Below are 25,316 nucleotides of genomic sequence, written 5' to 3' on the forward strand. Positions count from 1 at the left end.
GCCCCGGTCCGCCCCGCTCAGCCCTCGCCGACCGCCCGCCGCAGATGTTGCGCCGTGAACGACCCCGTCGCGTCGAGCAGCCGACGCGGTGGCCCCTCGAAGATCACCTGCCCGCCGTCCTTGCCTCCGTCGGGACCGAGGTCGATGACCCAGTCGGCGTGGGCCACGACGTCCAGGTTGTGCTCGACCACCAGCACGGTGTTGCCGGCGTCGACCAGCCGGTCGAGGAGGGCGAGCAGCCCGTCGACGTCCGACATGTGCAGCCCGGTCGTCGGCTCGTCGAGGACGTACACCGCACCCGTCCGGTGGAGCCGGGTCGCGAGTTTGATGCGCTGCCGTTCACCGCCGGAGAGCGTGGACAGGGGCTGGCCGAGCGTCAGATACGTGAGCCCCACGTCCCGCAGGGCGCGCAGACGGCGGCGTACGCCCGTGTCCGTGAAGAACTCCAGGGCCTGATCGGCCGTCATCCCCAGTACGTCGACGATGGACTTGCCGCCCACGGTCAGCCGCAGTACCTCGTCCTTGAAGCGTCGCCCCGCGCAGTCGGGGCAGGTCGTCGTCACCGGATCCATGAACGCCAGGTCGGTGTAGCTGACCCCACGCCCCTGACAAGTCCCGCAGGCGCCCTCGGAGTTGAAGCTGAACAGCCCCGGGTCCGTTCCCGTCTCGCGCGCGAAGATCCTGCGTACGGTGTCCATGATGCCGACGTACGTCGCCGGAGTGGACCGCGCCGAGATGCCGATGGACGACTGGTCGACGACGATCGCGTCCGGGTGGGCGGCCGTGAACGCCTCCGAGACGAGCGTGCTCTTGCCGGAGCCCGCGACACCCGTCACGACGGTCAGCACACCGGTCGGGAACTCCACCGTGACGTCCCGCAGGTTGTGCAGGTCCGCGCCCTTCACCCACAGTCCGCCGGTGGCCTGCCGAGTCCGCTCCTTGAGCTCGGTGCGACGGCGCAGACCGCGGCCCGTGGGAGTGTCGGCCGCCGCCAGCTCGCCCGGTGTGCCCTCGAACACCACGCGACCGCCGTCGGCCCCGGCCCCGGGACCCAGGTCGACGACATGGTCGGCGAGGGCGATGACGTCCGGGTCGTGCTCGACGACCAGCACGGTGTTCCCCTTGTCCCGCAGCCGCAGCAGGAGATCGCCGAGCCGCCCCACGTCCCGCGGGTGCAGCCCGACGCTCGGCTCGTCGAAGATGTACGTCATCCCGGTCAGGCTCGATCCGAGATGTCGCACCGTCTTCAGGCGCTGGCCCTCGCCGCCGGACAGCGTCGATGTCTCCCGGTCGAGGCTGAGGTAGCCGAGCCCGATCGCCTCGATCCGCTCCAGGGATGCCACGGCCGCGCCCGCGATCGGCCCGGCCACGGGGTCGTCGATGTCCTTCAGCACGGCGATCAGGTCGCTGACCTGCATCCGGGTGCAGTCGGCGATGGACAGGCCGCCGATCCGGGTCGCGAGCGCCGCCGCGTTCAACCGTGCGCCCCCGCATTGCGGGCAGGTGCCCTCCGCCAGGAAGCCCTGCACCTGGTCGCGGGTCTTCTGGCTGAGCGCGGACAGGTCCCGCTTGAGGTAGAGCCGATCGAATCGGTCGGCGAGTCCCTCGTAGTCGGTGCTCCAGGCGCCGCCCGAGCCGCTGATGGTGACCTTGCTCCCGGAGCGCCCGCGCAGCAGGAACTCCCGCTCGGTGGCGGTGAATTGACGTACCGGCTTGTCCGGGTCCAGTTCGGTGGTGTTCGTGTACGCCTGTCCCTGCCAGGTTCCCGGTGCGAACGGCGGGAAGCGGATCGCGCCGTCCGCCAGCGAGCGGTCCGGGTCCAGGATGCGGTCCCAGTCGGGCCGGACCGTGCGCCCGAGGCCGTCGCACTCGGGGCACATACCCGACGGATCGTTGAACGAGTAGGCGGTCGCCGGACCCGCGCTCGGCGTGCCGTAGCGCGAGAACAGCACCCGGATCACCGAGTAGACGTCCGTCATCGTGCCCACGGTGGACCGGGAGTGACCGCCGACCGGCCGCTGGTCGACGACGATCGCGGGCGAGAGATCGTCGATGGCCTCCGCGTGCGGCCGTTCGTACTTCGGCAGCCGGTTGCGGATGAACCAGGTGAAGGTCTCGTTCAGCTGGCGCTGCGACTCGACCGCGATCGTGTCGAAGACGACGGACGACTTCCCCGATCCCGAAACGCCGGTGAAGACGGTCAGCCGGCCTTTCGGGATGCGGAGGGTGACGTCCTGGAGGTTGTTCTCTCGGGCCCCTGTGACCTGGATGAACATGTGGGACCCCCATGAGCGGGGGAGAGTACCGGTGGTCAGTTGGCTCATACCGGCGAAGCTAGTCGGGATACCCGACAGCTTCTGGCTTGATTTCCTTCAGTTCTCCTTCCAGCCGGAGCCACCGCGTGATGCCGATCGATTCCAGGAACGGCACGTCGTGGCTGGCCACGATCAGCGCGCCCTCGTACGACTCCAGTGCCGTGGTCAGCTGCCGCACGCTCGCCATGTCGAGGTTGTTCGTCGGCTCGTCGAGCATCAGCAGCTGGGGTGCGGGCTCGGCCAGGACCAGGGCCGCCAGCGTCGCCCGGAAGCGTTCGCCGCCGGAGAGCGTCTCGGCGCGCTGGTCGGCCCTGGTGCCCTTGAACAGGAAGCGGGCCAGGCGCGCCCGGATGCGGTTCTTGGTGGCGCCGGGCGCGAACCGGGCCACGTTCTCGGCGACGGTCAACTCGTCGTCGAGTACGTCGAGCCGCTGGGGCAGAAAGCGCAGTGGTACGTGGGCCCGGGCCTCTCCGGAGACCGCGTCGAGCTCCCCCGCGATCGTCCGCAGGAGCGTCGTCTTGCCCGCGCCGTTGCGCCCGATCAGCGCGATCCGCTCGGGGCCGCGCAGCTCGAGGCCTCCGGCCACGCGGGCTCCGTACCTCAACTCCAGGTCCTGGAGCGTGAGGACGGTGCGGCCGGGCGGCACGGCCGTGTACGGCAGGTCGACGCGGATCTCGTCGTCGTCCCGTACGGCGTCGACCGCCTCGTCGAGGCGTTCCTTGGCCTCGGCGAGCTTCTCCTCGTGCATGATGCGGTGCTTCCCGGCGCTCACCTGGGCCGTGCGGCTCTTCAGCTTCATGACGGCCCTGGGTTCACGCTTGGTGTCGTACATCTTCTGCGCGTACCTCTTGCGACGGGCCAACTTGACCTGGGCGTCGACCAGTTCGCGCTTCTGCTTCTTCATGTCGGCCTCGGCGACCCGCACCATGCGCTCGGCCGCCTCCTGCTCGGCGGCGAGCGCCTCCTCGTACGCGGAGTAGTTGCCGCCGTACCAGGTGAACTCCCCGGAGTGCAGATCCGCGATCTGGTCGACCAGATCGAGGAGTTCACGGTCGTGGCTGACCACGACCATCACTCCTGACCAGGCCTCGACCGCTGCGTACAGCCGCCGACGGGCGTACAGATCGAGGTTGTTGGTGGGCTCGTCCAGCAGGAGTACGTCGGGTCGGCGCAGCAGCAGCGCGGCCAGGCGCAGCAGTACCGACTCGCCGCCCGAGACCTCGCCGATCGTGCGGTCCAACTCGATGTGACCGAGACCGAGTTCGCCGAGGGTCGCAAGGGCGCGCTCCTCGACGTCCCAGTCGTCGCCGACGATGTCGAAGTGCTCCTCGGACACGTCGCCCGCCTCGATGGCGTGCAGCGCGGTGCGCTTGGCGTCGATGCCGAGCGCCTCGTCGACGCGCAGTCCGGTGTCGAGGGTGACGTTCTGCGGCAGGTAACCGACCTCGCCCGCCACCCGGACGGTGCCTTCGGCCGGTGTGAGTTCCCCGGCGATCAGCTTCAACAGGGTTGATTTACCCGACCCGTTGACGCCGACGAGCCCGGTTCGGCCGGGTCCGAAGGCCACCTGCAGATCGTCGAAGACGGTGGTGCCGTCCGGCCAGGCGAAGCTGAGGGCGGTGCAGGTGATGGAGGTGGGGAAGGTGGACATGGGGCCTCGCGGTTGCTTGATGCGGTCAGGGCAACGCGTATCGAGACACCGCCAGGCACCGGAAGGCGACAACGGCCGGAAGACGGGCAGAAGTCCTGGAGATCCGGGTTCGGGGAAGGCCCCGCTCCGGAGGACGGCTCGTATGCCGAGGTCGCACGCGGCGCACACACGCAGACATGTGTGACGCGGTGTCTCAGGACCTCAGACGAGCAACGTCCTTCTCCAATCGACGGCAACAGGACCGCTGTACACCGTAGGAAGGGGTCCGGCGCCTGTCAACGAATTAACGTGAGCCCCGACCGCGACCGCGCAAAGGAGACCTCGTGCCCATCGGTTCGCTCTCGCTGCCCGCCCGGCTCTACCTGCTGGCCTGGGACACCACGAAACTCAAGGTCACCGGCGTGTCCCAGCTCCACCACCTGGTCCGTGCCGCCGCACTGACCGAACTGGCGCAGCGCGGACTGCTCGCCGACGAGGACGGCATCGCCAAGCCGGTGCATCCGGATGCCAGGACGGGCGACCTCGTCCTCGACGGGCTCATGGAACTCATCGAGGAGTCCCGGCCGCACAGGTGGAAGACCTGGGTGACGCTGCGGGCCGGCGTCACGCTGGACGCCGTACGGGCTCAGCTGGCCGCCGACGGATATCTGCGCGCGGAGAAGAAGCGGGTCCTCGGGCTCTTCCCGTCCGTGGAGTACGAGTTGGACCGCGTCCCCGTCGTGGAGGCGCTGCGCGAGGATGCGCGGCAGGTACTGGAGAGCGAGGTGCCCGTCGCGGACGTGTCCGAGCGTGACGCGGCGCTCGTCGCGCTCGCCGCCACGGCCGAGCTGCGCACGATCCTGTCCGGCAAGGACCGGCGCCGCCACAAAGAGCGCATCGAGGCGCTGACGGAGCGCAGCGGGGCGGCGACCCCGGCTTTGAAGAAGGTGATCCAGGAGGTGCGTGCGGCGATCATCGCGACGTTGACGACGGCGTACACGACGACCACGACGACGGGGAGCTGAGGCTCTTGGGGGGCATCGCGAGGCTTTCGGGGCATCGCGAGGCCTCGGACGCGCCGGTTCGCCGCGTCGCACGGGAGCTGGTGGACGCGGGAACGTGGGGACGCGGGAACGTGGGGAAGAGGATCAGCAGGCGTCCCGCAGCAGCTCGGCGAGCGCGTGGTCCACGTTCTGGTGCAGATGCTCCAGGCCGACGGGCACCAGCTCCGTCGTGCTCTCAAGGAAGCGCCGCAGTTCGCCCGCGCGGACGTGCACCACGGCGGTGCCCTCGGGAGCGTGGAACTCCAGGACGATGCGGTCGTATCCGTACGGCCGGACCCGTACGTCGCCGTCACCCACCGGCTCCTCCAGACCCGAGACAAGCAGCTCGCGGGCGAAGGTCCAGCACACGTCCACGCCTTCGAGCGTGGCAGGGGCCGGGAAGGTCATACGGACGGCGAAGGGTTCACGGGGGTCGTAGTGGAGCGCTGCGGGAATGCTGGGCATCCGCGGCGCGGCGGCGACGAGGCGGGCCTCGACGGGCTGCTCGATGACAGTGGACAACGCCTGCTCCCTTGTGACGGTTTGACGAACGGTGAACGGATGGGGCCGGGCACTTCAAGAGACGCCAGAATCAGCCATTCCGTGCGCACGAAGTCCTACGAAGTTCGAGTGACCTCTGTCACCGCCTTCAATCACCCGAGTGGTCACCGCTTCGTTTGGGGCATCTGGACGCCACCGGGGGAGTGGGCTAGCTTCGCCCGCCATGAGGGGCTTGGGGAAGACGCGACGGAAGAGATTCACGAAGCGATTGATGGCTGTGGGGGTGTGCGGTGCCGCGGTGGCTGCCGCCCTCGCGGCGCCCGTGCAGGCAGAGGAGCCCGCGCAGGCACAGAAATCCGCGCGGGCACAGGAATCCGGCGGGCGGCTGCCGCACTGGGAGCTCAAGGACAGCGGCACGGACGTACGCTTCCGCGGGCTCTCCGCCGTCAGCCGCAGCACCGCCTGGCTGGCCGGGTCCAAGGGAACCGTGCTGCGCACCTCCGACGGCGGCGCTAGCTGGCGGAACGTATCGCCGCCCGGCGGCGGCGAGTTGGAGTTCCGGGACATCGAGGCCTTCGACGGCAGGCGAGCCGTGGTGCTGGCCATCGGCGAGGGCGAGGCCTCACGGGTCTTCCGCACCGACGACGGCGGCGAAACCTGGACCGAGTCCTTCCGCAACACCGACGCGAAGGCCTTCTACGACTGCCTGACCTTCTTCGACCGGCGCCACGGCCTGGCGATGAGCGACCCGGTGGACGGCAGGTTCCGCATCCTGTCGACCAGCGACGGCGGCCGCTCCTGGAAGGTGCTGCCCGACGACGGGATGCCCAAGGCACAGGAGGGCGAGGCGGGCTTCGCGGCCAGTGGGCAGTGCCTGGTCAGCTCGGGGCCGCGCGATGTGTGGCTGGCCACCGGCGGGGCCGCACGCGCGCGCGTGCTGCACTCCTCCGACCGGGGCCTGACGTGGACGGCCGCCGACACCCCGATTCCCGCGGGCGATCCGGCGCGCGGCGTCTTCGCCCTCGCCTTCCGCGACCGTACGCACGGCATCGCGGTCGGCGGCGACTACCGGGCAGACCAGGCGTCACCGCGGGCGGCCGCCGTCAGCGGCGACGGCGGCCGCTCCTGGACGCCCGCCGCACAGCCGCCGCCCGCCTACCGTTCCGGCGTCACCTGGCTCCCGCACAGCCGCACGGCAGCCCTCGCGGTCGGCCCCACCGGAACCGACCTCACCACCGACGCGGGCCGCACCTGGCACACCCTGGACAAGGGCTCGTACGACACCGTCGACTGCACCCCCGACCTGGGCTGCTGGGCCTCCGGAGAGAAGGGGCGGGTGGCACGTCTCGAGCGCTGATGCGAGCGCGCTCGGGCCGTGCTTGGCTGGAAGAGGGGCGGCTTCCAGCAGTCTTCCAGCAGTGAGGAGTCCGGCCATGGCACGTGGCTCGAGTTCCAGGCGGGAACGCCAGCAGGAACACATCAGGGAAAGCGAACGCGAACGCGGCGCGAGCGAGCGGCGCGCCGAGGAGATCGCCGCCCGAACCACCGACAAGGAACGCGCCCGGCGCGGCGAGTCGAAGACCACGAGCCGTACGTCGGCCCAGGACACCCCGGCCGGCCGTCGCGGCGGCCAGGAGTCCCGCTCGGCGGCCACCTACGACCAGCTCTACGAGGAGGCGAAGAGCCGCAACATCGAGGGCCGCTCCAAGATGAACAAGGAGCAGCTGTCACGGGCCCTGGGGCGCTGAACGCCACCCTGGTCACCCGACCGCGTACGCTCGACGGCACCATGACGACCGTACGCATCCCGGCGGACTGGCCGGCCACCGAAGAGCAAGCCCTTGCCGTGCAGGACGAGTTGCGCTCTCGTGTCGTACTCGACGAGCCCGGGCCGCCGCCGGGAACCGGCCGCGTGACGGGGGTCGACGTGGCGTACGACGACGAGCGCGACATCGTCGTGGCCGCGGCCGTCGTCCTGGACGCGACGACCCTCGACGTCGTGGCCGAGTCCACCGCCGTGGGGCAGGTGTCGTTCCCCTACGTCCCGGGACTGCTCGCCTTCCGCGAGATCCCGGCCGTCCTGGCCGCCCTCGACGCCCTGGCGTGCGCGCCGGGCCTGGTCGTCTGCGACGGCTATGGCCTCGCCCACCCCCGCCGCTTCGGCCTGGCCAGCCACCTCGGCGTCCTGACCGGACTCCCGACGATCGGCGTCGCCAAGAACCCGTTCACCTTCGGGTACGAGGAGCCGGGCGCCGCACGCGGATCCTCGGCCCCGCTGCTCGCGGGCGAGGAGGAGGTCGGGCGGGCGCTGCGCACCCAGCAGGGCATCAAGCCGGTCTTCGTCTCGGTCGGCCACCGGGTGACCCTGGACACCGCCTGCGCCCACACCCTGCGGCTCGCGCCGCGCTTCCGCCTCCCGGAGACGACCCGCCGTGCGGACGCGCTGTGCCGCCGGGCTCTGAAGACGACTGAGTACGTCGTCTGAGTATCTGTACGGATGCCGGGGCGCCCTCGTGATCGGCAGGCTGTGCCGCATGACGACACACCGAGCCCCGAAGCCCGTCACCAGCCCCACCCAGCCCGTCGAGCGTGCCGTGATGGCGGGACTGATCCTCGCCGTCCTCGCCGGAGTCGGCTGGATAGCCGGGATGATCTACACGGTCACGGGGTGGTAGCCCTGAACGGTCATGGGGTGCCGGTTCCGAGCGGTTGCGTCAGTGCTCAGCGGGCGGTCGCGACCCGGAAGGTGATCCCGGCCTTCTGAAGGCGCTCGATGAGCGCGTCGCCCATCGCGACCGCGGTCGTGACCTGGCCCGACGTCGGGAGCAGATCGTCGAAGGCCAGACACAGGGCGGACTCGGCGAGCATCTTGGCGGTCTCGCCGTAACCGGGATCGCCGCCGGCGACCTCCGTGAAGACCTGGCGACCGCCGCCCTCGCCCACGAACCGCACGGAGAACCAGCTCTTCGCCCGCTTCTCCTCGCTCGGACCCTCCCCGGGCCTGAGCCGGTCCGACAGCCGGCGCCGGACAGGCGACACCTGCGCCGCCGTGAAGACCGCGGCGGCCGCGGCGATCCCGCCCACCGCGAACGGCAGCCGCTTGACGGCCGCGTAGTGCCGGTAGCGGAAGTCGGGGCCGTACCGCTCCAGGGCCCGCGCCGACCGCTGCACGATCTGCGCGTCGATCGTGGGCAGCGGCACCGCCCACGCCCCGACCTCCTTGGCATACCGCGGCACACCCGCCGGCGCGTACGCCCGTCGGCCGGCCGCCCGCGGCTCGTGCCGCCTGCGGTCCCGCGCCGCGGCCAGCATCTGTGGCCCGCGCGAGAACTGGTTGAGGGCGGAGGCGAACGTGCCGCCGGAGAACATCCCCTCGGCGCGCACGAACCCGTCCACGGTCAGCGGCACCCCTTCGGGAAGCTGACGGACCGTGAAGTACGCGCCCAGGTCGTGCGGAATCGAGTCGAAGCCGCACGCGTGCACGAGGCGCGCCCCGGTCTCACGCGCGCGTGCGTCGTGCCGCACATACATGAGGTCCACGAACTCGGGCTCTCCGCAGAGATCCACGTAGTCGGTGCCCGCGTCCGCGCAGGCGGCGAGCAGTTCCTCCCCGTGGGTGAGGTAGGGCCCGACGGTCGTGGCCACCACGCGCGCGTGCTCCGCGATGTCGCGCAGGGAGGCCGGATCGGCGACGTCGGCGCGGATCACGGGCAGCTCGGCGCAGGCCGGGTCGATCGCGGCCAGCTGTTCGCGCAACTGCTCCAGCTTCGCGGTGTCGCGCGCCGCGATCGCCCAGCGCAGCCCCTCGGGCGCATGCGCGGCGAGGTACTCCGCGGTGAGTCTTCCGGCGAACCCCGTGGCCCCGAAGAGCACGATGTCGTACGCCCGCTCCGTCCCGTCCTGCCTGCTCATGGCACCTCTCAGTCGTACAGCTCGCGCCGTTGTCGGTGGCTGAGGCTAGCGTGATGTACGAGGAGCCGAACAGGACACCCGCGCGAGGAGCCGTACCGAGAACCGGAGGCAGCCGTGGCCGCGACCGAGAACGCCGTGAAGACATGGGAGAAAGTGCGCGAGTTCGCCCTCGGACTGCCGGGCGCCACCGAGGAGTTCCCCTGGGGCGAGACCGTCGCGAAGGTCAACAAGAAGGTCTTCGTCTTCCTCGGTGTCGCCGACGGCAGCTATCCCATGGGTCTCACCGTGAAGCTCAAGGACGAGGCGGCGCACGCCCACGCGATGACCTCGCCGGGCGCCGAGCCCGCCGGTTACGGCCTCGGGAAGGCGGGCTGGGTGAGCATCCCGCTGGAGGAGGAGGGCGCCCCGGCCGCTGAGCTGCTGTGCGACTGGGTCGAGGAGAGCTATCGCACGATTGCCCCGAAGACGCTCATAGCCGAGCTTGACGCGCGCTGATTCCCTTCGCGACGCCGGGGATTCCCATGGCGGCGCCGGGCCTTCAGAATGGCTAAGCGCTTGCTCGCCCAGAGTCTTGTGCGGCGTGGAACGCGTTTCTAACATCACGGGTGTTACATCAGTAGTGTCACAGTGCTGGGGGCTCGATGACAGTGGCAGGGACGGCAGGGCACGGTCCGCTCGCCGGGGTGCGCGTGGTCGAGCTGGCCGGCATCGGGCCCGGCCCGTTCGCCGCCATGCTCCTTGCCGACCTGGGCGCCGACGTCGTCCGAGTGGACCGGCCGGGCGGCACGGGACTCGTGATCAACCCGGACTACGACATCACCAACCGCAACAAACGGTCCGTGCTCGTCGACCTGAAGACCGACGAAGGCCCGGCCCACGTCCTCGACCTGGTCGAACGCGCCGACATCCTCATCGAGGGCTACCGCCCGGGCGTCGCCGAGCGCCTCGGAGTCGGACCCGAGACCTGCCACACCCGCAATCCCAAGCTCGTCTACGGACGAATGACCGGCTGGGGCCAGGAGGGACCGCTCGCCCAGCGTGCCGGCCACGACATCGCGTACATCGCGCTGACCGGCACACTCGGCATGATCGGCGACCCGGAAGCGCCGCCCGCCGTCCCCGCGAACCTGGTCGGCGACTACGCGGGCGGCTCGCTCTACCTCGTCGTCGGTGTCCTCGCCGCCCTCCACCACGCCCGCGCGACCGGCAGCGGACAGGTCGTGGACGCCGCCATCGTCGACGGCGCCGCACACCTGGCCGCGATGATCCACGGCATGCTGGCCGCCGGCCGCTGGCAGGACCGGCGCGGCGCGAACCTCCTCGACGGCGGCTGCCCGTACTACGGCACGTACGAGACGGCCGACGGCCAGTACATGGCGGTGGGCGCGCTGGAGCAGCAGTTCTACGGGGAGTTCGTGCACCTCCTCGGCATCCCGGAACACGCCTCGGCCCACAAGGACCCGGCGCGCTGGGACGAACTGCGCGAGACGGTCGCGGCCCGCTTCAAGACCCGTACGCGCGAGGAATGGACCGCGGTCTTCGAGGGCTCCGACGCGTGCGTGGCGCCGGTTCTCTCGCTGGGCGAGGCGCCGCACCATCCGCACCTCGCCGCCCGCGGCACGTTCACCGACCACGGCGGCATCACCCAGCCCGCCCCCGCACCCCGCTTCTCCGTCACCCACACCTCGGTCCGCAGCGGCCCCGCGCAGCCGGGCGCCGACATCGCGGACGTGGCCCGCGACTGGGACGTACCCGGCCTCCTGAAGGGCCGCCCGGACGCCAACCCTCCCGAAAGGCCTGACCAGTGAGCACCGAAGCGTACGTGTACGACGCGATCCGCACCCCGCGAGGCCGCGGCAAGGCGAGCGGCGCCCTGCACGGCACGAAGCCCATCGACCTCGTCGTGGGGCTCATCCACGAGATCCGGGCCCGCTTCCCGGACCTCGACCCGGCCGCGATCGACGACATCGTGCTCGGCGTCGTCGGCCCGGTCGGCGACCAGGGCTCCGACATCGCCCGCATCGCCGCCGTCGCGGCGGGGCTGCCGGACACGGTGGCGGGCGTCCAGGAGAACCGGTTCTGTGCGTCCGGTCTCGAAGCCGTCAACCTGGCCGCCGCGAAGGTCCGTTCGGGCTGGGAGGACCTGGTGCTCGCGGGCGGCGTCGAGTCGATGTCGCGGGTGCCGATGGCCTCCGACGGCGGCGCCTGGTTCGCCGACCCGATGACCAACATCGCCACCAACTTCGTCCCCCAGGGCATCGGCGCCGACCTCATCGCCACCATCGAGGGCTTCACGCGCCGGGACGTCGACGAGTACGCGGCACTGTCCCAGGAGCGTGCCGCGGCGGCCTGGAAGGACGGCCGCTTCGAGAAGTCCGTCGTGCCGGTGAAGGACCGCAACGGGTTCGTCGTCCTGGACCACGACGAGCACATGCGCCCCGGCACCACCGCCGACTCGCTGGCGGGCCTCAAGCCGTCCTTCGCGGACATCGGCGACCTGGGCGGCTTCGACGCCGTGGCGCTGCAGAAGTACCACTGGGTGGAGAAGATCGAGCACGTGCACCACGCGGGCAACTCGTCCGGCATCGTGGACGGCGCGTCGCTCGTCGCGATCGGCTCTCGTGAGGTGGGGGAGCGGTACGGGCTGACGCCGCGCGCCCGCATCGTCTCCGCCGCCGTCTCCGGATCCGAGCCCACCATCATGCTCACCGGTCCCGCGCCCGCGACCCGCAAGGCGCTCGCCAAGGCCGGGCTGACCATCGACGACATCGACCTCGTCGAGATCAACGAAGCCTTCGCCGCCGTCGTGCTCCGCTTCGTGAAGGACATGGGCCTCTCGCTGGACAAGGTCAACGTCAACGGCGGCGCCATCGCACTCGGCCACCCCCTGGGCGCCACCGGCGCGATGATCCTCGGCACCCTCGTCGACGAACTGGAGCGCCAGGACAAGCGGTTCGGCCTCGCCACGCTGTGCGTCGGCGGCGGCATGGGCATCGCCACGATCGTCGAGCGTCTCTGAACGTCCTGTCCGCCCGCCCCCTACGGCCCTTGCGGCGTCCCCTCACGGAGAAACAGCCATGACCGAAAGCACCACGAGCACCACCATCCGCTGGGAACAGGACAGGACCGGCCTCGTCACCCTCGTCCTCGACGACCCCCACCAGTCCGCGAACACCATGAACCAGGGGTTCCGGGATTCGCTCACCGTGATCGCCGACCGCCTGGAGGCCGAGAAGGACTCCATCCGCGGCATCATCTTCACCTCCGCCAAGAAGACCTTCTTCGCGGGCGGCGACCTGCGTGACCTGATCAGGGTCACGCCCGAGAACGCCCGGTACCTCCACGAGCGGGGCCTCGCCATCAAGCGCGACCTCCGCCGTATCGAGACGCTGGGCAAGCCCGTCGTCGCCGCCATGAACGGCGCGGCCCTGGGCGGCGGTTACGAGATCGCGCTCGCCTGCCACCACCGCGTCGCCCTCGACGCCCCCGGCTCCAAGATCGGCTGCCCCGAGGTCACACTCGGCCTGCTGCCCGGAGGCGGCGGAGTCGTCAGGACCGTACGCCTCCTCGGCATCGCCGACGCCCTGCTGAAGGTGCTCCTCCAGGGCACGCAGTACAGCCCGCGGCGCGCGCTCGAGAACGGCCTCGTCCACGAAGTGGCCACCACCCGCGAGGACATGCTCGCCAAGGCCCGCGCCTTCATCGACGCCAACCCCGAGGCACGGCAGCCCTGGGACACGCCCGGCTACCGCATCCCGGGCGGCACGCCGTCCAGCCCGAAGTTCGCGGCGAACCTGCCCGCCTTCCCTGCCACCCTGCGCAAGCAGACGAACGGCGCGCCCTACCCGGCCCCGCGCAACATCCTCGCGGCCGCCGTCGAGGGCTCCCAGGTCGACTTCGAGACCGCCCAGGTCATCGAGTCGCGCTACTTCGTGGAGCTGGCCGCGGGCCAGACCTCCAAGAACATGATCCAGGCCTTCTTCTTCGACCTCCAGGCCGTCAACTCCGGCGCCAACCGGCCCAAGGGGACCGAACCGCGCCAGGTCCGCAAGGTCGCCGTCCTGGGCGCCGGGATGATGGGCGCGGGGATCGCCTACTCGTGCGCACGCGCGGGCATCGACGTCGTCCTCAAGGACGTGTCGGCCGAGGCCGCCGCGAAGGGCAAGGGCTACTCCGAGAAGCTCTGCGCCAAGGCCGTCTCCCGGGGACGTACGACACAGGAGAAGGCCGACGCGCTGCTCGCCCGCATCACGCCCACCGCCGACCCGCAGGACCTCGCGGGCTGCGACGCCGTGATCGAGGCCGTCTTCGAGGACCCGGCACTCAAGCACAAGGTGTTCCAGGAGATCCAGCACATCGTCGAGCCGGACGCGCTGCTGTGCTCCAACACCTCCACCCTGCCCATCACCGCGCTCGCCGAAGGAGTCGAGCGGCAGGCCGACTTCATCGGGCTGCACTTCTTCTCGCCCGTCGACAAGATGCCGCTCGTCGAGATCATCAAGGGCGAGCGGACCGGCGAAGAAGCCCTCGCGCGCGCCTTCGACCTCGTACGGCAGATCAAGAAGACCCCGATCGTCGTGAACGACTCGCGCGGCTTCTTCACCTCCCGGGTCATCGGGCACTTCCTCAACGAGGGCGTCGCGATGGTCGGCGAGGGCATCGAGCCCGCCTCCGTCGAGCAGGCCGCGGCCCAGGCGGGCTATCCGGCCAAGGTCCTCTCGCTCATGGACGAGCTGACGCTCACCCTGCCGCGCAAGATCCGCACCGAGACCAAGCGGGCCGTCGAGGAGTCCGGCGGCACCTGGGCGACGCACCCCGCCGAGGCCGTCGTCGACCGCATGATCGACGAGTTCGGCCGTACGGGCCGCAGCGGCGGGGCGGGCTTCTACGAGTACGTCGACGGGAAGCGCGCGGGGCTCTGGCCGGGACTGCGGGAGCACTTCACGCGCGAAGGCGCCGAGAGCCCGTCCAAGACCGTGCCTTTCGAAGACATGCAGGAGCGCATGCTCTTCTCCGAGGCCCTGGACACGGTCAGGCTCCTGGAGGAGGGCGTCCTGACGTCCGTCGCCGACGCCAACATCGGGTCCATCCTCGGGATCGGCTTCCCCGGCTGGACCGGTGGCGTGCTCCAGTACATCAACGGATACGAGGGTGGCCTGCCGGGATTCGTGGCACGCGCGCGTGAGCTCGCCGAGCGCTACGGGGAGCGGTTCACGCCGCCGGCGCTGCTCGTGGAGAAGGCCGAGAAGGGGGAGCGGTTCAGCGACGCGTAAGGGGAGCGAGGTGCGCTCGGGGGCCGTTCGGGAGACCGGAACGGCCCCTTGCCGAGTGCCTGACGGGTCCGCACACTCGCCCCCATGGAGACGCGTACCGCCCTGGTGACCGGCGCCGCACAGGGCCTCGGGCAGGAGTTCGCGGTCGCGCTCGCCGGGCGCGGCTACCGGGTCGCCGGACTCGATCTCGGACCGCAGCCGGAGACGGCCGAACGGATCCTGGACTATGTGGAGTTGATCGCCGACGTCACCGACGAGACACAGGCGGACGAGGCCCTGGAGCGGGCGGTCCAGCAGTTCGGCACCCTGCACGTGCTCGTCAACAGCGCGGGCGTCGACCTGGAGAGGGAGTTCGAGGACACCACCCTCGAGGAGTGGCGGCACGTCATGCGCGTCAACCTGGAGGCACCGTTCCTGATGACCCGCGCCGTCCTGCCGTATCTCAAGGCGGCGGGCTGGGGTCGCATCGTGAACATCGCCTCCTCCGCCGTCCTCACACCACCGCCGACGATGGTGACGTACACCGTGTCGAAGGCCGGCCTGATCGGCTTCACGCGCGCGCTCGCCCCGGCCCTCGGCCCGTACGGCATCACGGTCAACGCGATCGCCCCGAGCCTGGACCACCAGGAGCCGTCGGATCTCGTCTCCACGCTGCTGTACGTCGTCGACGAGGGCAGCGGCCTCGTGACCGGACAGACCTTCAACGTGGGCTCTTGAGCCACTCCCGCAGCTCCGCGTTGAGGGACCGCTGGAACGTGGTCACCAGCGCCTGCACCACCAGCGGCTGCATGTGCGCCGACAGCGACTTCACCGCCGCCATCGACTCGCGCTCGGACACCTCGTCCCGCAGCAGCCGGGACAGCTCGCGGGCCGCCGCGCGCGTGTGCTCCAGCAGGACGGTGCGCGCGGCGAGGATCGTCTCGTGCGCGATCGGCACGTCGAGCAGCTGTACGCCAAGCCGCAGCAGACCCGGGTCCACGCGAAAGGCGTCCGCCCTCGTCGGAGATGCGGGGGCGCCTGCTTCCGGAGTCCGTACGACGACGTTCATCGCGGCGAGCCGGTCCAGGTCCTCCTCGCCCAGCGCGCGACCCGCCCGGCGCTCCAGTTCGGCGCGGCTCATCTCCTCCACCGACTCGGGCGCCCAGGAGGCCACCACGGCACGGTGGATCGCCAGGTCCTGGGCGCTCAGATCCGTCGGCAACTGCTCCAGATACCGCTCGATCGCGGCCAGCGTCATCCCCTGGCGCTGCAACTCCTCGATCAGGGCGAGCCGGGCCAGGTGCTCCTGCCCGTAGTGGCCGACGCGACGCGGCCCGATCACAGGCGGCGGCAGCAGCCCCTTGGTGCCGTAGAAGCGCACCGTACGCACCGTGACACCCGCACGCGCGGCCAGTTCGTCGACGGTGAGCTTCGGCTCCTCGGTGTCCGTCGTCATGGCTGCTCCTTCGCGTGCTGCCGTACCGCGTCCGTGCGGTGCAACAGTATTGCTGTCCCACCAGTGGTGCGAAAGCGCGGCGGGCGGACAGATGCCGCCCGCCCGCCGCGCCGCCGGGCTCGCCTCAGTGCTCGTTCTCGTTCTCGCTCTTCTTCTTGTTCTCATGCTCGTGTACGTCGTTCGTCGCGGCGATCTTCTTCCAGGACTTCGGCCGGTCCGGAGTCACGGAGGAGCGGGCGATCGACGCGTTCCGGGCCGCGGGCGCGCTCGGCTTCGACGGCTGGTAGAGCCAGGTGTCGAAGAGGGCGGCAAGCGGCTGACCCGAGACCTGCTCGGCGTACTTCACGAAGTCGCCGACAGTCGCGTTGCCGTTCGCGTGCTCCTTCGGCCAGCCCTTCAGGATGGTGAAGAACGCCTCGTCGCCGATCTCGTTGCGCAGGGCCTGGAGAGCCAGGGCGCCCCGGTCGTACACCGCGAGGTGGAACTGGTTCTCCGGCCCCGGGTCCCCCGGCCTGACCTTCCAGAACGGATCGTCGGCCGGTCGTGACGCGTACACGTAGTCCGCGAGTTCCTGCGCCGTCCCCTCGCCCTCGTGCTCCGACCACAGCCACTGCGCGTACCGCGCGAAGCCCTCGTTGATCCAGATGTCCTTCCACCCGGCGACGGACACGAGGTTGCCGTACCACTGGTGGGCCAGCTCATGGACGACCACGGACACGTTCGTGCCGTTCGCGAACTGGCGCGGGCTGTAGAACGGCCGGGTCTGGGTCTCCAGCGCGTACCCGGTGTCGGCGGTGTTCGGCACATAGCCGCCGAGCGCGTTGAAGGGATACGGCCCGAAGTACTCCGCCAGCCAGTCGGCCACTTCCCCGGTGCGCTCGATGCTCGCCCGTGCCGCCCCGTAGTTGTCGCCCAGATCCTTGCTGTACGCGTTGACGATCGGGATGCCGCTCTCCGACGTGCCGGTCGTAACGTCGAATTTGCCGACCGCCAGTGTGGCGAGATACGTGGCCTGCGGCTTGTTGGACCGCCAGTTGTACCGCGTCCAGCCGGCCCGCGAACTCGTCGACTGGAGCGTGCCGTTGGAGATCGCCTGGGAGCCGTCCGGCACGGCCACCGACACGTCGTACGTGGCCTTGTCCAGCGGATGGTCGTTGCTCGGGAACCACCACCAGGCCGCCTCGGGCTCGTTGGCCCCGACGCCGCCGTCAGGAGTGCGGTGCCAGCTGGTGAAGCCGTACGCCGTCTTCGAGGACGGCACTCCGCTGTAGCGCACCACGACGGTGACGGGCGTGCCCTTGGGCAGCGGCGTCTTCGGCGTGATCTCCAGCTCGTGCTCGCCGGAGGCCGAGAACGACGCCTTCGCGCCGTTCACCCGTACCTCGCTGACGTCGAGCAGAAAGTCCAGATTGAACCGGGACAGATCCTGTGTGGTGGTAGCCAGGAGGGTCGCCGTGCCCTCCAACTTGTCCGTTTCCGGCTGGTACTTGAGCCGGAGATCGTAGTGCGAGACGTCGTATCCGCCGTTGCCGTAGGACGGGTAATAGGGGTCGCCGATGCCCGATGCGCCAGGCGAGCTGTGTTTTATGGGGGATTCCCCCACACCCCCAGCGTCCGCCGATGCCGGGATCGCCAGCAGCAGGGAGGCCGCGAGCGCGCCCGGGACGATCAGTCTGCGGTGCACGGAAAGCTCCAAGTCGTAGGGGCACGAGGTCTGTTCGGAGACTATTCAGTCCCGGTGGGCCCGGTCGTGTCCACGGCCGCCGCTGTCACACGATCGCCATTCGGCCGACATGAGCCAATCCGTCCCACGGACCTTTCACGACTGATTCCGGCCGATCCTTCCCGATCCTTCCCGCGGGACACTTCTGGCCTCTTCGGACTCGGAACGGCCCTCTTTTGCACAGGAGTTGACCGGGGTACCTTCCGCGCATGCCGACACGTGCACGCTTCATGCGCTTCAGGACCTGGAGAACGCTCGCGACGGCGGCCACCGCCGCCCTGATGGCCACACTCCTCACCCCGGCTGCCGCACACAGCGCCCCGCGGGAGAGCAGACCCGTCTACTCGTACGAGAACGCGATACGCGAATCCGTGTGGGTGGACACCGGACTCGACGGCGACACGGACGGGAAGACCGACCGCGTCGCCGTCGACATCGTCCGGCCCCGCGAACCCGCCCAGCAGGGCCGCAGGATACCCGTGATCATGGACGCCAGCCCGTACTACTCGTGTTGCGGGCGCGGCAACGAGAGTCAGAAGAAGACATACGACGCGAACGGCGACGTCGTCCAGATGCCGCTGTTCTACGACAACTACTTCGTACCGCGCGGCTACGCCTTCGTCGGCGTCGACTTCGCCGGCACCAACCGCTCCGACGGCTGCGTGGATGTCGGCGGCCGCTCCGACGTCCAGTCCGCGAAGGCCGTCGTCGACTGGCTGAACGGCCGGGCCAAGGGCTACACATCCCGGACCGGGAGTACGAAGGCCAAAGCCGGCTGGACCAACGGCAACACCGGCATGATCGGCAAGAGTTACGACGGCACCGTCGCGAACGGAGTCGCCGCGACGGGAGTCGAGGGCCTGAAGACGATCGTCCCGATCGCCGGCATCTCCTCCTGGTACGACTACTACTTCGCCAAGGGCGCCCCGCTCTACGACTCAGGACCCGACTGGCTGTCGAACTACGTCGAGAGCCCCGACGCCCGCGCCAAGTGCGCGGCAGTGCAGCAGAAGCTCGTCGACGGAGCCCCGCGCACCGGCGACTGGACGAAGCTGTGGACCGGGCGCGACTACGTGAAGGACGCCCACAAGGTCGACGCGAGCGTCTTCGTCATCCATGGCATGCAGGACCTCAACGTCCGGCCCAAGCACTTCGGCCAGTGGTGGGACGCCCTCGCCGAGAACGGTGTCGACCGCAAGATCTGGCTGTCGCAGACCGGCCACGTCGACCCCTTCGACTTCCGTCGCGCCGAGTGGGTGGACACCCTGCACCGCTGGTTCGACCACGAACTCCTCGGCTATGACAACGGCATCGACGACGAGCCCATGGCCGACATCGAACGCGCCCCCGACAAGTGGGTCACATCCACCGTCTGGCCGCCGCGCGGCACCGACACCGTGAGCCTGCGCCCCGGCAAGGGCGAGCAGGCGGGCGTGGGCACCCTCGGACTGCGTAAGGGATCGGGCACCGAGACGTTCACCGACGACCCGCAGCAGAGCGAGACCGACTGGGCCGCGCAGATCGACCAGTCCACTCCTAGCAAGGCCGGATTCATCACCAAGCCGCTCACCAAGGATCTGCGTCTGTCCGGCTCCTCCAAGGTGACCGTCACCGCCACGCCGAGCACCACAACCGCCCACCTGTCGGCGGTCCTTGTCGACCTCGGCCCGGACACCATCCGTGACTACGCGGACGCTGCCGAGGGCATCACCACGCTCACCGACCGCAGCTGCTGGGGCCCGAGCACCACGGGCGACAGCTCCTGCTTCAAGGAGACGCGGGCCAAGACGGCGGACGTCGACTACACGGTGTTCAGCCGCGGTTGGGCCGACCTCGGCAACCACGCCTCGGATCTGAAGGGCGTCCCGCTCACGCCGGGCAAGCCGTACACCATCAGCCTGGACCTGCACGCGAGTGACCACGTCGTCCCGGCAGGTCACCGCCTCGCGCTGATCGTCGCGGGCACCGACAAGGACCTCATCGACCCCCCGGCCGGCAAACCGACGCTGAAGCTCGACCTGTCCCGTACGTCGGCCGGTGTTCCGCTCGTCGGAGGCGCCAAGGCCTTCGCGGGCGCCACCTCGGGATCCGCGCACATCACGCCCGAGGCCGCCCTCGACGGCGTCGCCGAGCCTCGCACCCCGCAGCGCATCCCTGGAGGCAGCCACTGATGACACTCCGTCATATCGGGGCCGTCGCCCTGTCAGCAGCGGTGCTCGTCGCACCGCTGCTGACGGTGCCCGCCCACGCGACCGAGGCCCCGCCACGTACCGGATTCGAGCAGACCGACGGCGCACGCTGGACCAGCGAGCCGGAGGAGCAGGAGTTCCTGGCCGCCGTCGACAAGGCGAGCAACAGGGTCTCGATCGCCCGGATCGGCACCACCAAGCAGGACCGCCCGCTCCAGCTCGTACGCGTCGGTTCTCAGCGCCCCACCGCCAACACCGTGCTGCTCGTGTGCAGTCAGCACGGCGACGAGCCGTCCGGGCGTGAGGCCTGCCTCACGACGATCCGCGACTTCGCATACGCGAGGGATGCGCGCACCCGCGCGTTCCTGGACCGCACCACGCTGCTCGTCGTGCCCACCGCCAACCCGGACGGCCGGGCCGCCGACACCCGTGGCAACAGCGACGGAGTCGACATCAACCGCGACCATCTGTCGCTGCGGACAGCCGAGGCGCGGGCCATGGCGGCCGTCATACGCGACCGCAAACCCGACGTGGTCTACGACCTGCACGAGTACGGAGCCACACCGAAGTACTACGACAAGGACCTGTTCGACCTCTGGCCGCGCAACCTCAACACCGACGCGGCCGTGCACGACGAGGCGCAGACCTTGTCGGAGGCCTATGTGCGGCCCGCCGCCCACAAAGAGGGGTACTCGACAGGGACGTACGGCATCTGGACCGACCCCGAGACCGGCGACCCGATCAAGCAGGTCGCGGGCGACGGGCAGGAGCGGATCCTGCGGAACATGTCCGGCGTCAAGCACGGCGTCGGGCTGCTCATCGAGAGCCGCGTGGACCCGCTCACGGACGCCGAGCAGGCCGACGAGGCACTCAACAACCGGCGCCGCGTGCACTCCCAACTGGCCGCGCTGGACGGGCTGTTCGGCTTCACGGACGAGCGCCGCGGCCGGATCGAGGCGGCCACGTCGGCGGCCCGGCTCACCGGCTACCGCGACAGCGGCCCGGTCTACGTCGGCGGCGCCGACAACGACCCGGCCGAACCGACCGAGATCATCCAGGATCCGCCCTGCGCCTACCGGCTCACCGCCGGGCAGTACGCGGATCTCAAGGACGAACTCGCTCTGCACGGCGTCAAGGCGAGAAAGGACAGCGAGGGCACGTACGTCCCGCTGCGCCAGTCGCTGCGCGCCCTCGTCCCGCTGTTGCTCGACGAGCGTGCGGCTTATCATCTCGCCGCCGGGGAGCCCGACATCGACTGCTGATGAGGTTGGCAACGGGGGTACTTGTGGTAGGTCGTAGGGGCGCAACCAGGAACAAGTGTTTCCGTACGGCCTCCAGGGGAAGGTGCCGCCGATGACTGAAGATTTGAGGAAGAGGGGAGGCCTGGGAGATCCATCGGAGATCCCAGGCGGTCCCGGCCGCGAGACCGACCGGGTGGTGTTCGGTGTCACCGCTGCGATCACGTTGGCCTTCGTGCTCTGGGGCGCCCTCGCTACCGACTCGCTGGAGAGCGCCTCGACCAAGATGCTCGACGGCTTGATGCACAACGGCGGTTGGGCCTTCGTGCTCACCGCCTCCGGCTTCGTGGTTTTCGCGCTCTGGCTTGCCGTCAGCCGCTACGGCCGGATCCACCTCGGCACCGAGGGCGAGGAGCCCGAGTTCCGCACGGTCTCGTGGGTCGCGATGATGTTCAGTGCCGGCATGGGCATCGGCCTGATGTTCTTCGGTGTGAGCGAGCCGTTGTCGCACTACACCACGCCCCCGCCGGGCACCAATCCCGCCGACTCCGCGGAGCGCATGGAGACGGCGATGGCCACCACTTTGTTCCACTGGTCGCTGCACCCTTGGGCGATCTACGCGGTGGTCGGCCTCGCCATCGCCTACAGCACCTTCCGCAAACGCCGGCGCCAGACGATCAGCGCGGTCTTCACGCCGCTCATCGGCGAGAAGCACGCGAACGGCAGCGCGGGCCGGGTGATCGACATCTTCGCCATCGTCGCCACCGTCTTCGGCTCCGCGGCCTCACTGGGTATCGGCGCGCTCCAGATCGGCTCCGGCTTCACCGAGCTGGACTGGATGGACGACGTGAGCACCGGCCTGCTCGTCGTCATCATCGCCGTTCTGACGGCGGCGTTCGTCGCCTCGGCCGTCTCGGGCGTCGAGCGGGGCATCCAGTGGCTGTCCAACATCAACATGGTGCTGGCGCTGCTGCTCGCCGTGTTCGTGTTCATCGCGGGGCCGACCGTCATCGTTCTCGATCTGCTGCCCACCTCGGTCTTCTCCTACCTCGGTGACTTCGCGCAGCTCGCCGGCCGTACCGAGGCCAGCGGCGGCGAGGGCGTCGCGGAGTGGCTGAGCGGCTGGACCGTCTTCTACTGGGCGTGGTGGATCTCCTGGACGCCGTTCGTCGGCATGTTCATCGCCCGCATCAGCCGCGGCCGCACCATCCGGCAGTTCGTCGGCGGTGTCATCCTCGTGCCCAGCACCGTCAGCCTCGTCTGGTTCGCGGTCTTCGGCGGTTCGGCGATGAAGCTGCAGGAGGGCAACCGGCTCGGCAAGGAGGCGACCCCCGAGGGCCAGCTCTTCGGCGTCCTCCAGGAGTACCCCATCGCGACGGTCACCAGCCTGCTCGTGATGATCCTGGTCGGCATCTTCTTCGTCTCGGGAGCTGACGCCGCGTCCATCGTGATGGGCACGCTCTCCCAGAAGGGCTCGATCGAACCGGGTCGGCTCGTCGTGGTGTTCTGGGGCGTGGTGACGGGGGCCGTCGCCGCGATCATGCTGCTCATCGGCAGCGGAGAGGACGACGCACTCCAGGGCTTGCAGAACCTCACTATTCTCGCGGCCGCCCCCTTCGTCCTCATCATGATCGGGATGTGTGTCGCCCTCATGCGCGATCTGCGCAAGGACCCGGTCATCGTGCGCAGCGCGATGGGCTCCGAGGCCGTCGAACTCGCCGTGATCGAGGGACACAAGCAGTACGACGGCGACTTCGGGATCCGTGTCGGCCCCGGGCCCGGCACCGACACGGAAGGGGACCCGCTCGGGCACGAGCACCGCTGAGCGCTCCGCTGGGTAAGGCGGTTTTCAAGCTGCGGGTCCGTTGTGGCTGGTCGCGCAGTTCCCCGCGCCCCTGGGGGCCTACGGCCCCCTCGGGCGCGGTACCGCGGCAGGCTTCGGTAAATCCGCTTGGGCGGCATAAGCGCGTCAGTGGGAGGTGGGTCGGGCGGTGCGTCAGCGCCAGGCGAGCCCGGCCGCCTCCCGCGCGCAGCCCCACGCCACGGTGACGCCCGCCCCGCCGTGTCCGTAGTTGTGCACCAACGCCCGCCCGTCGGGCAGGAGTTCACGCTCCAGCCGCACCGCGTCGCGCACCGGCCGCAGGCCCACCCGGTGGCCGATGATCCGCACACCGGCGATCTCCGGCCGCAGCGCCGCACAGCGCTTCACGATCGCTTCGGCCACCGCGGGATCGGGTGTCAGCGACCAGTTGTCGTCCTCCGTGGTCCCGCCCAGGATCAGCCCGCCCGGCTGCGGAAAGAAGTACGTCGACTTGGCGTCGGCTTCCCCCGAGGTCAGCCACGTGGTCACACCGGGGTTCTCCACGACGACCAACTGCCCCCGCACGGGCCGCATCGCCGGATCGGGTACGAGCTCCCGGGCGCCAAGACCCGTGCAGTTGACCACGAACGGCGCCGCGACCTCCGCGAGGTCCGTGACGTACCGCTCCTCGATCGTCCCGCCGGCCCTGAGGAACCGCTCGCCCAGCCACGCCAGATGCGCGGGCATGTCGATCAGCGGCAGCCGCGCCCACAGCCCCACTCCGGCGTACTCCCCGGCCGTCGCCGCCCGCAGTCCCGGCACCCGCGCCGCCCACGAGCCCAGCCCGTCCAGCACCGTCTCACCGTGTACGCCCTCGACCATGCGTACGCCCGTCTCGTCGGGCCGGGCCGCCAGCTCCTCGTACACGGACAGTGTGTGCAGCGCCCACTCACCGACGAGCGGCTCCGGCTCGATCCGGTACGGCCACCACAGCGCGCCCGCAACGGCCGAGGTGGTCCGCTCGGCGGGCTCCCGCGTCCAGATCCGGACCCGCCTGCCGCTCTCCGCGAGGACGACGGCCGTCGTGAGGCCGATGACACCGCCGCCGACGACGATCACGTCATCGTTCCGCTGACCGTTCACAGCCGGACACTAACGGAATACGTCATGCCGTGCTCACATCACCCGCAGTCTGGGGATACTCACAGCATGTCTGCCGAGTACGCGACCTTCGGCCTGGCACCGGCCATGCGCGCCGGTGGAGTCCTCGCCAACGGTGACTACCAAGTGCACCGGGATTTCATGGACTTCATCGTCGACGGACGACCGCTGCTGTTCCAGCTCTCCGACCTCGACGCCGTCTCTCCACTCGCCTCCGACGTACCGCCCGCGATCTTCACCGCGCAGGTGCGCGGTCTCCTGCTGGAAGCCGGCGCCCCGTTGGAGGGCGGCCGGTACGTCATCTACGGCTGTCCCGAGTGCGAGGACCTCGCCTGCGGTGCCGTCACCGCGGTGATCGAGAAGCTCGGCGACGACTATGTGTGGCGCGACTTCGCCTGGCAGACCGACGAGCGGGCGGATCTGGAGCTCAACGGCTACCACGGCATCGGCCCGTTCCGCTTCCACGGCGGCGAGTACCGGTCCGCGTTGGGCTCCCTGCTGACGGACTCCGGGCTCACGGGCTCCGGTGGCGAGCGCCGCCGGGTCCTGCTGATCGGCGACCGCGTCGCCGTCCTCGCCAAGCTCGCCGCCGCGCTGCGCACCATCGGCATCGGCGCCGAGATCACCCGGGACGCCGCCGACGTCTCCGCCGCCGAACTGCGCACCTACGGCGCCGTCGCCTTCGGCCGCGCCGTCAGCGAGCAGGAACGTACCGCCGTGCGGCAGTCCTTCGAGCGCGCCGGTGTCGAGGTCGCGTACGTCGACGGACTCGCCCCGATCGTCCCGCTGCTCGTCGCCCAGATCGAACACGCCCTGGACCGCAGTCCCCAGGAGCAGCGCCGACTCACCCGGCTGGTCGCCGCCGACGGCGAGGCGGGCGTCGAGGTCACCTCCACCTGCCGGGTCCAGCTGATCGCGTACCGCCTGGACCGCCTGTACCGCACGCATGCGTACGAGGTCTTCGACGGGGTCCTGGAAGCGGGCAGGCACCGGCTCGCGCTGGATGCGAAGGCGACGAAGGGGGAGTCCTTCGTCGTGGCGCGGACGGCGGGGGGTGTGCTGGTGTCTCCGACGGCTGGGCGGGGGTCCTAAGGG

The 25,316-nt window shown here is 70.1% G+C and carries 20 protein-coding genes and 1 pseudogene; 14 read left to right on the plus strand and 7 right to left on the minus strand.

Going from position 1 to position 25,316, the window contains the following annotated elements:
• Positions 1 to 17 precede the first annotated feature (17 nt).
• Positions 18 to 2,324: an ATP-binding cassette domain-containing protein gene (locus tag G5C60_RS35130; RefSeq protein ID WP_241267309.1), complete on the minus strand. Its 2,307-nt coding sequence runs from the start codon at positions 2,322 to 2,324 to the stop codon at positions 18 to 20.
• A gap of 10 nt (positions 2,325 to 2,334) precedes the next feature.
• On the minus strand, positions 2,335 to 3,966 hold the full coding sequence (locus tag G5C60_RS35135) for an ABC-F family ATP-binding cassette domain-containing protein (protein ID WP_165265406.1): 1,632 nt from the start codon (positions 3,964 to 3,966) through the stop codon (positions 2,335 to 2,337).
• Between the two features lie 323 nt (positions 3,967 to 4,289).
• Here G5C60_RS35135 and G5C60_RS35140 point away from each other — a divergent pair, with 323 nt between their 5' ends.
• Complete coding sequence (locus G5C60_RS35140) at positions 4,290 to 4,970, plus strand: GPP34 family phosphoprotein (protein WP_165265408.1); 681 nt, start codon at positions 4,290 to 4,292, stop codon at positions 4,968 to 4,970.
• 123 nt (positions 4,971 to 5,093) lie between these two features.
• Here G5C60_RS35140 and ssgD read toward each other — a convergent pair whose 3' ends face one another.
• Complete coding sequence (gene ssgD, locus G5C60_RS35145; RefSeq protein WP_165265410.1) at positions 5,094 to 5,510, minus strand: spore wall synthesis regulator SsgD; 417 nt, start codon at positions 5,508 to 5,510, stop codon at positions 5,094 to 5,096.
• Positions 5,511 to 5,760: 250 nt separating this feature from the next.
• Between ssgD and G5C60_RS35150 the strand changes: the two genes are divergently transcribed.
• The 4 genes from G5C60_RS35150 to mmpA all read left to right on the plus strand — a co-directional run bounded on the left by G5C60_RS35150 (position 5,761) and on the right by mmpA (position 8,164).
• Positions 5,761 to 6,846, plus strand: coding sequence for a WD40/YVTN/BNR-like repeat-containing protein (locus G5C60_RS35150; protein WP_165265412.1), 1,086 nt, complete (start codon positions 5,761 to 5,763; stop codon positions 6,844 to 6,846).
• A 76-nt stretch (positions 6,847 to 6,922) separates the two neighbouring features.
• Positions 6,923 to 7,237, plus strand: coding sequence for a plasmid stabilization protein (locus G5C60_RS35155; RefSeq protein WP_165265414.1), 315 nt, complete (start codon positions 6,923 to 6,925; stop codon positions 7,235 to 7,237).
• 41 nt (positions 7,238 to 7,278) lie between these two features.
• A complete protein-coding gene (locus tag G5C60_RS35160) occupies positions 7,279 to 7,974 on the plus strand; it encodes an endonuclease V (RefSeq protein WP_165265416.1) in 696 nt (231 codons plus the stop codon).
• A gap of 49 nt (positions 7,975 to 8,023) precedes the next feature.
• Complete coding sequence (mmpA, locus tag G5C60_RS35165) at positions 8,024 to 8,164, plus strand: morphogenic membrane protein MmpA (RefSeq protein WP_165265404.1); 141 nt, start codon at positions 8,024 to 8,026, stop codon at positions 8,162 to 8,164.
• 46 nt (positions 8,165 to 8,210) lie between these two features.
• On the opposite strand, the gene G5C60_RS35170 is transcribed toward mmpA, so the two are convergent.
• On the minus strand, positions 8,211 to 9,401 hold the full coding sequence (locus G5C60_RS35170; protein WP_165265418.1) for a saccharopine dehydrogenase family protein: 1,191 nt from the start codon (positions 9,399 to 9,401) through the stop codon (positions 8,211 to 8,213).
• 114 nt (positions 9,402 to 9,515) lie between these two features.
• On the opposite strand from G5C60_RS35170, the gene G5C60_RS35175 reads away from it, so the two are divergent.
• From G5C60_RS35175 to G5C60_RS35195, 5 genes are all read left to right on the plus strand, one after another.
• Positions 9,516 to 9,896 (plus strand): MmcQ/YjbR family DNA-binding protein, encoded by a 381-nt coding sequence (locus tag G5C60_RS35175; protein ID WP_165265420.1) that lies wholly within the window; start codon positions 9,516 to 9,518, stop codon positions 9,894 to 9,896.
• A gap of 146 nt (positions 9,897 to 10,042) precedes the next feature.
• Positions 10,043 to 11,209 (plus strand): CaiB/BaiF CoA transferase family protein, encoded by a 1,167-nt coding sequence (locus G5C60_RS35180; protein WP_165265422.1) that lies wholly within the window; start codon positions 10,043 to 10,045, stop codon positions 11,207 to 11,209.
• Positions 11,206 to 12,420, plus strand: coding sequence for an acetyl-CoA C-acetyltransferase (locus G5C60_RS35185; protein ID WP_165265424.1), 1,215 nt, complete (start codon positions 11,206 to 11,208; stop codon positions 12,418 to 12,420). Before G5C60_RS35180 ends, G5C60_RS35185 begins: the two co-directional genes overlap by 4 nt.
• A 58-nt stretch (positions 12,421 to 12,478) precedes the next feature.
• Positions 12,479 to 14,674, plus strand: coding sequence for a 3-hydroxyacyl-CoA dehydrogenase NAD-binding domain-containing protein (locus G5C60_RS35190; protein ID WP_165265426.1), 2,196 nt, complete (start codon positions 12,479 to 12,481; stop codon positions 14,672 to 14,674).
• An 84-nt stretch (positions 14,675 to 14,758) separates the two neighbouring features.
• Entirely contained in the window at positions 14,759 to 15,391 is a 633-nt protein-coding gene (locus tag G5C60_RS35195) for an SDR family NAD(P)-dependent oxidoreductase (protein ID WP_165265428.1), read from the plus strand.
• Here G5C60_RS35195 and G5C60_RS35200 read toward each other — a convergent pair.
• Together G5C60_RS35200 and G5C60_RS35205 are read right to left on the minus strand one after the other, a co-directional pair.
• Positions 15,375 to 16,153 (minus strand): annotated as a pseudogene (locus G5C60_RS35200) (MerR family transcriptional regulator). The gene G5C60_RS35195 and the pseudogene G5C60_RS35200 sit on opposite strands and share 17 nt — an antisense overlap.
• An 80-nt stretch (positions 16,154 to 16,233) precedes the next feature.
• Positions 16,234 to 17,793, minus strand: a complete 1,560-nt coding sequence (locus G5C60_RS35205; protein ID WP_165265432.1) for a M1 family aminopeptidase — start codon at positions 17,791 to 17,793, stop codon at positions 16,234 to 16,236.
• 248 nt (positions 17,794 to 18,041) lie between these two features.
• Here G5C60_RS35205 and G5C60_RS35210 point away from each other — a divergent pair, with 248 nt between their 5' ends.
• The 3 genes from G5C60_RS35210 (at position 18,042) to G5C60_RS35220 (ending at position 23,084) form a co-directional block, all read left to right on the plus strand.
• The gene (locus G5C60_RS35210; protein ID WP_165265433.1) at positions 18,042 to 20,003 is read left to right on the plus strand and encodes a Xaa-Pro dipeptidyl-peptidase; all 1,962 of its coding nucleotides are present in this window, start codon (positions 18,042 to 18,044) and stop codon (positions 20,001 to 20,003) included.
• The gene (locus tag G5C60_RS35215; RefSeq protein ID WP_165265436.1) at positions 20,003 to 21,283 is read left to right on the plus strand and encodes a M14 family metallopeptidase; all 1,281 of its coding nucleotides are present in this window, start codon (positions 20,003 to 20,005) and stop codon (positions 21,281 to 21,283) included. The genes G5C60_RS35210 and G5C60_RS35215 overlap by 1 nt, the downstream gene beginning before the upstream one ends.
• A 91-nt stretch (positions 21,284 to 21,374) precedes the next feature.
• Positions 21,375 to 23,084 carry a BCCT family transporter gene (locus tag G5C60_RS35220; protein ID WP_165265438.1) on the plus strand — a complete coding sequence of 570 codons (1,710 nt, stop codon included), beginning with the start codon at positions 21,375 to 21,377 and terminating at the stop codon, positions 23,082 to 23,084.
• A 171-nt stretch (positions 23,085 to 23,255) separates the two neighbouring features.
• Here the strand turns inward: G5C60_RS35220 and G5C60_RS35225 are convergent, their stop codons facing one another.
• Entirely contained in the window at positions 23,256 to 24,203 is a 948-nt protein-coding gene (locus G5C60_RS35225) for an FAD-dependent oxidoreductase (protein ID WP_165265440.1), read from the minus strand.
• A 66-nt stretch (positions 24,204 to 24,269) separates the two neighbouring features.
• Here G5C60_RS35225 and G5C60_RS35230 point away from each other — a divergent pair, with 66 nt between their 5' ends.
• Positions 24,270 to 25,313, plus strand: a complete 1,044-nt coding sequence (locus G5C60_RS35230; protein ID WP_165265442.1) for an oxidoreductase — start codon at positions 24,270 to 24,272, stop codon at positions 25,311 to 25,313.
• The last annotated feature ends 3 nt before the right edge of the window (positions 25,314 to 25,316 follow it).

Source organism: Streptomyces scabichelini (genome assembly GCF_011045015.1).
Lineage (GTDB): Bacteria > Actinomycetota > Actinomycetes > Streptomycetales > Streptomycetaceae > Streptomyces > Streptomyces scabichelini.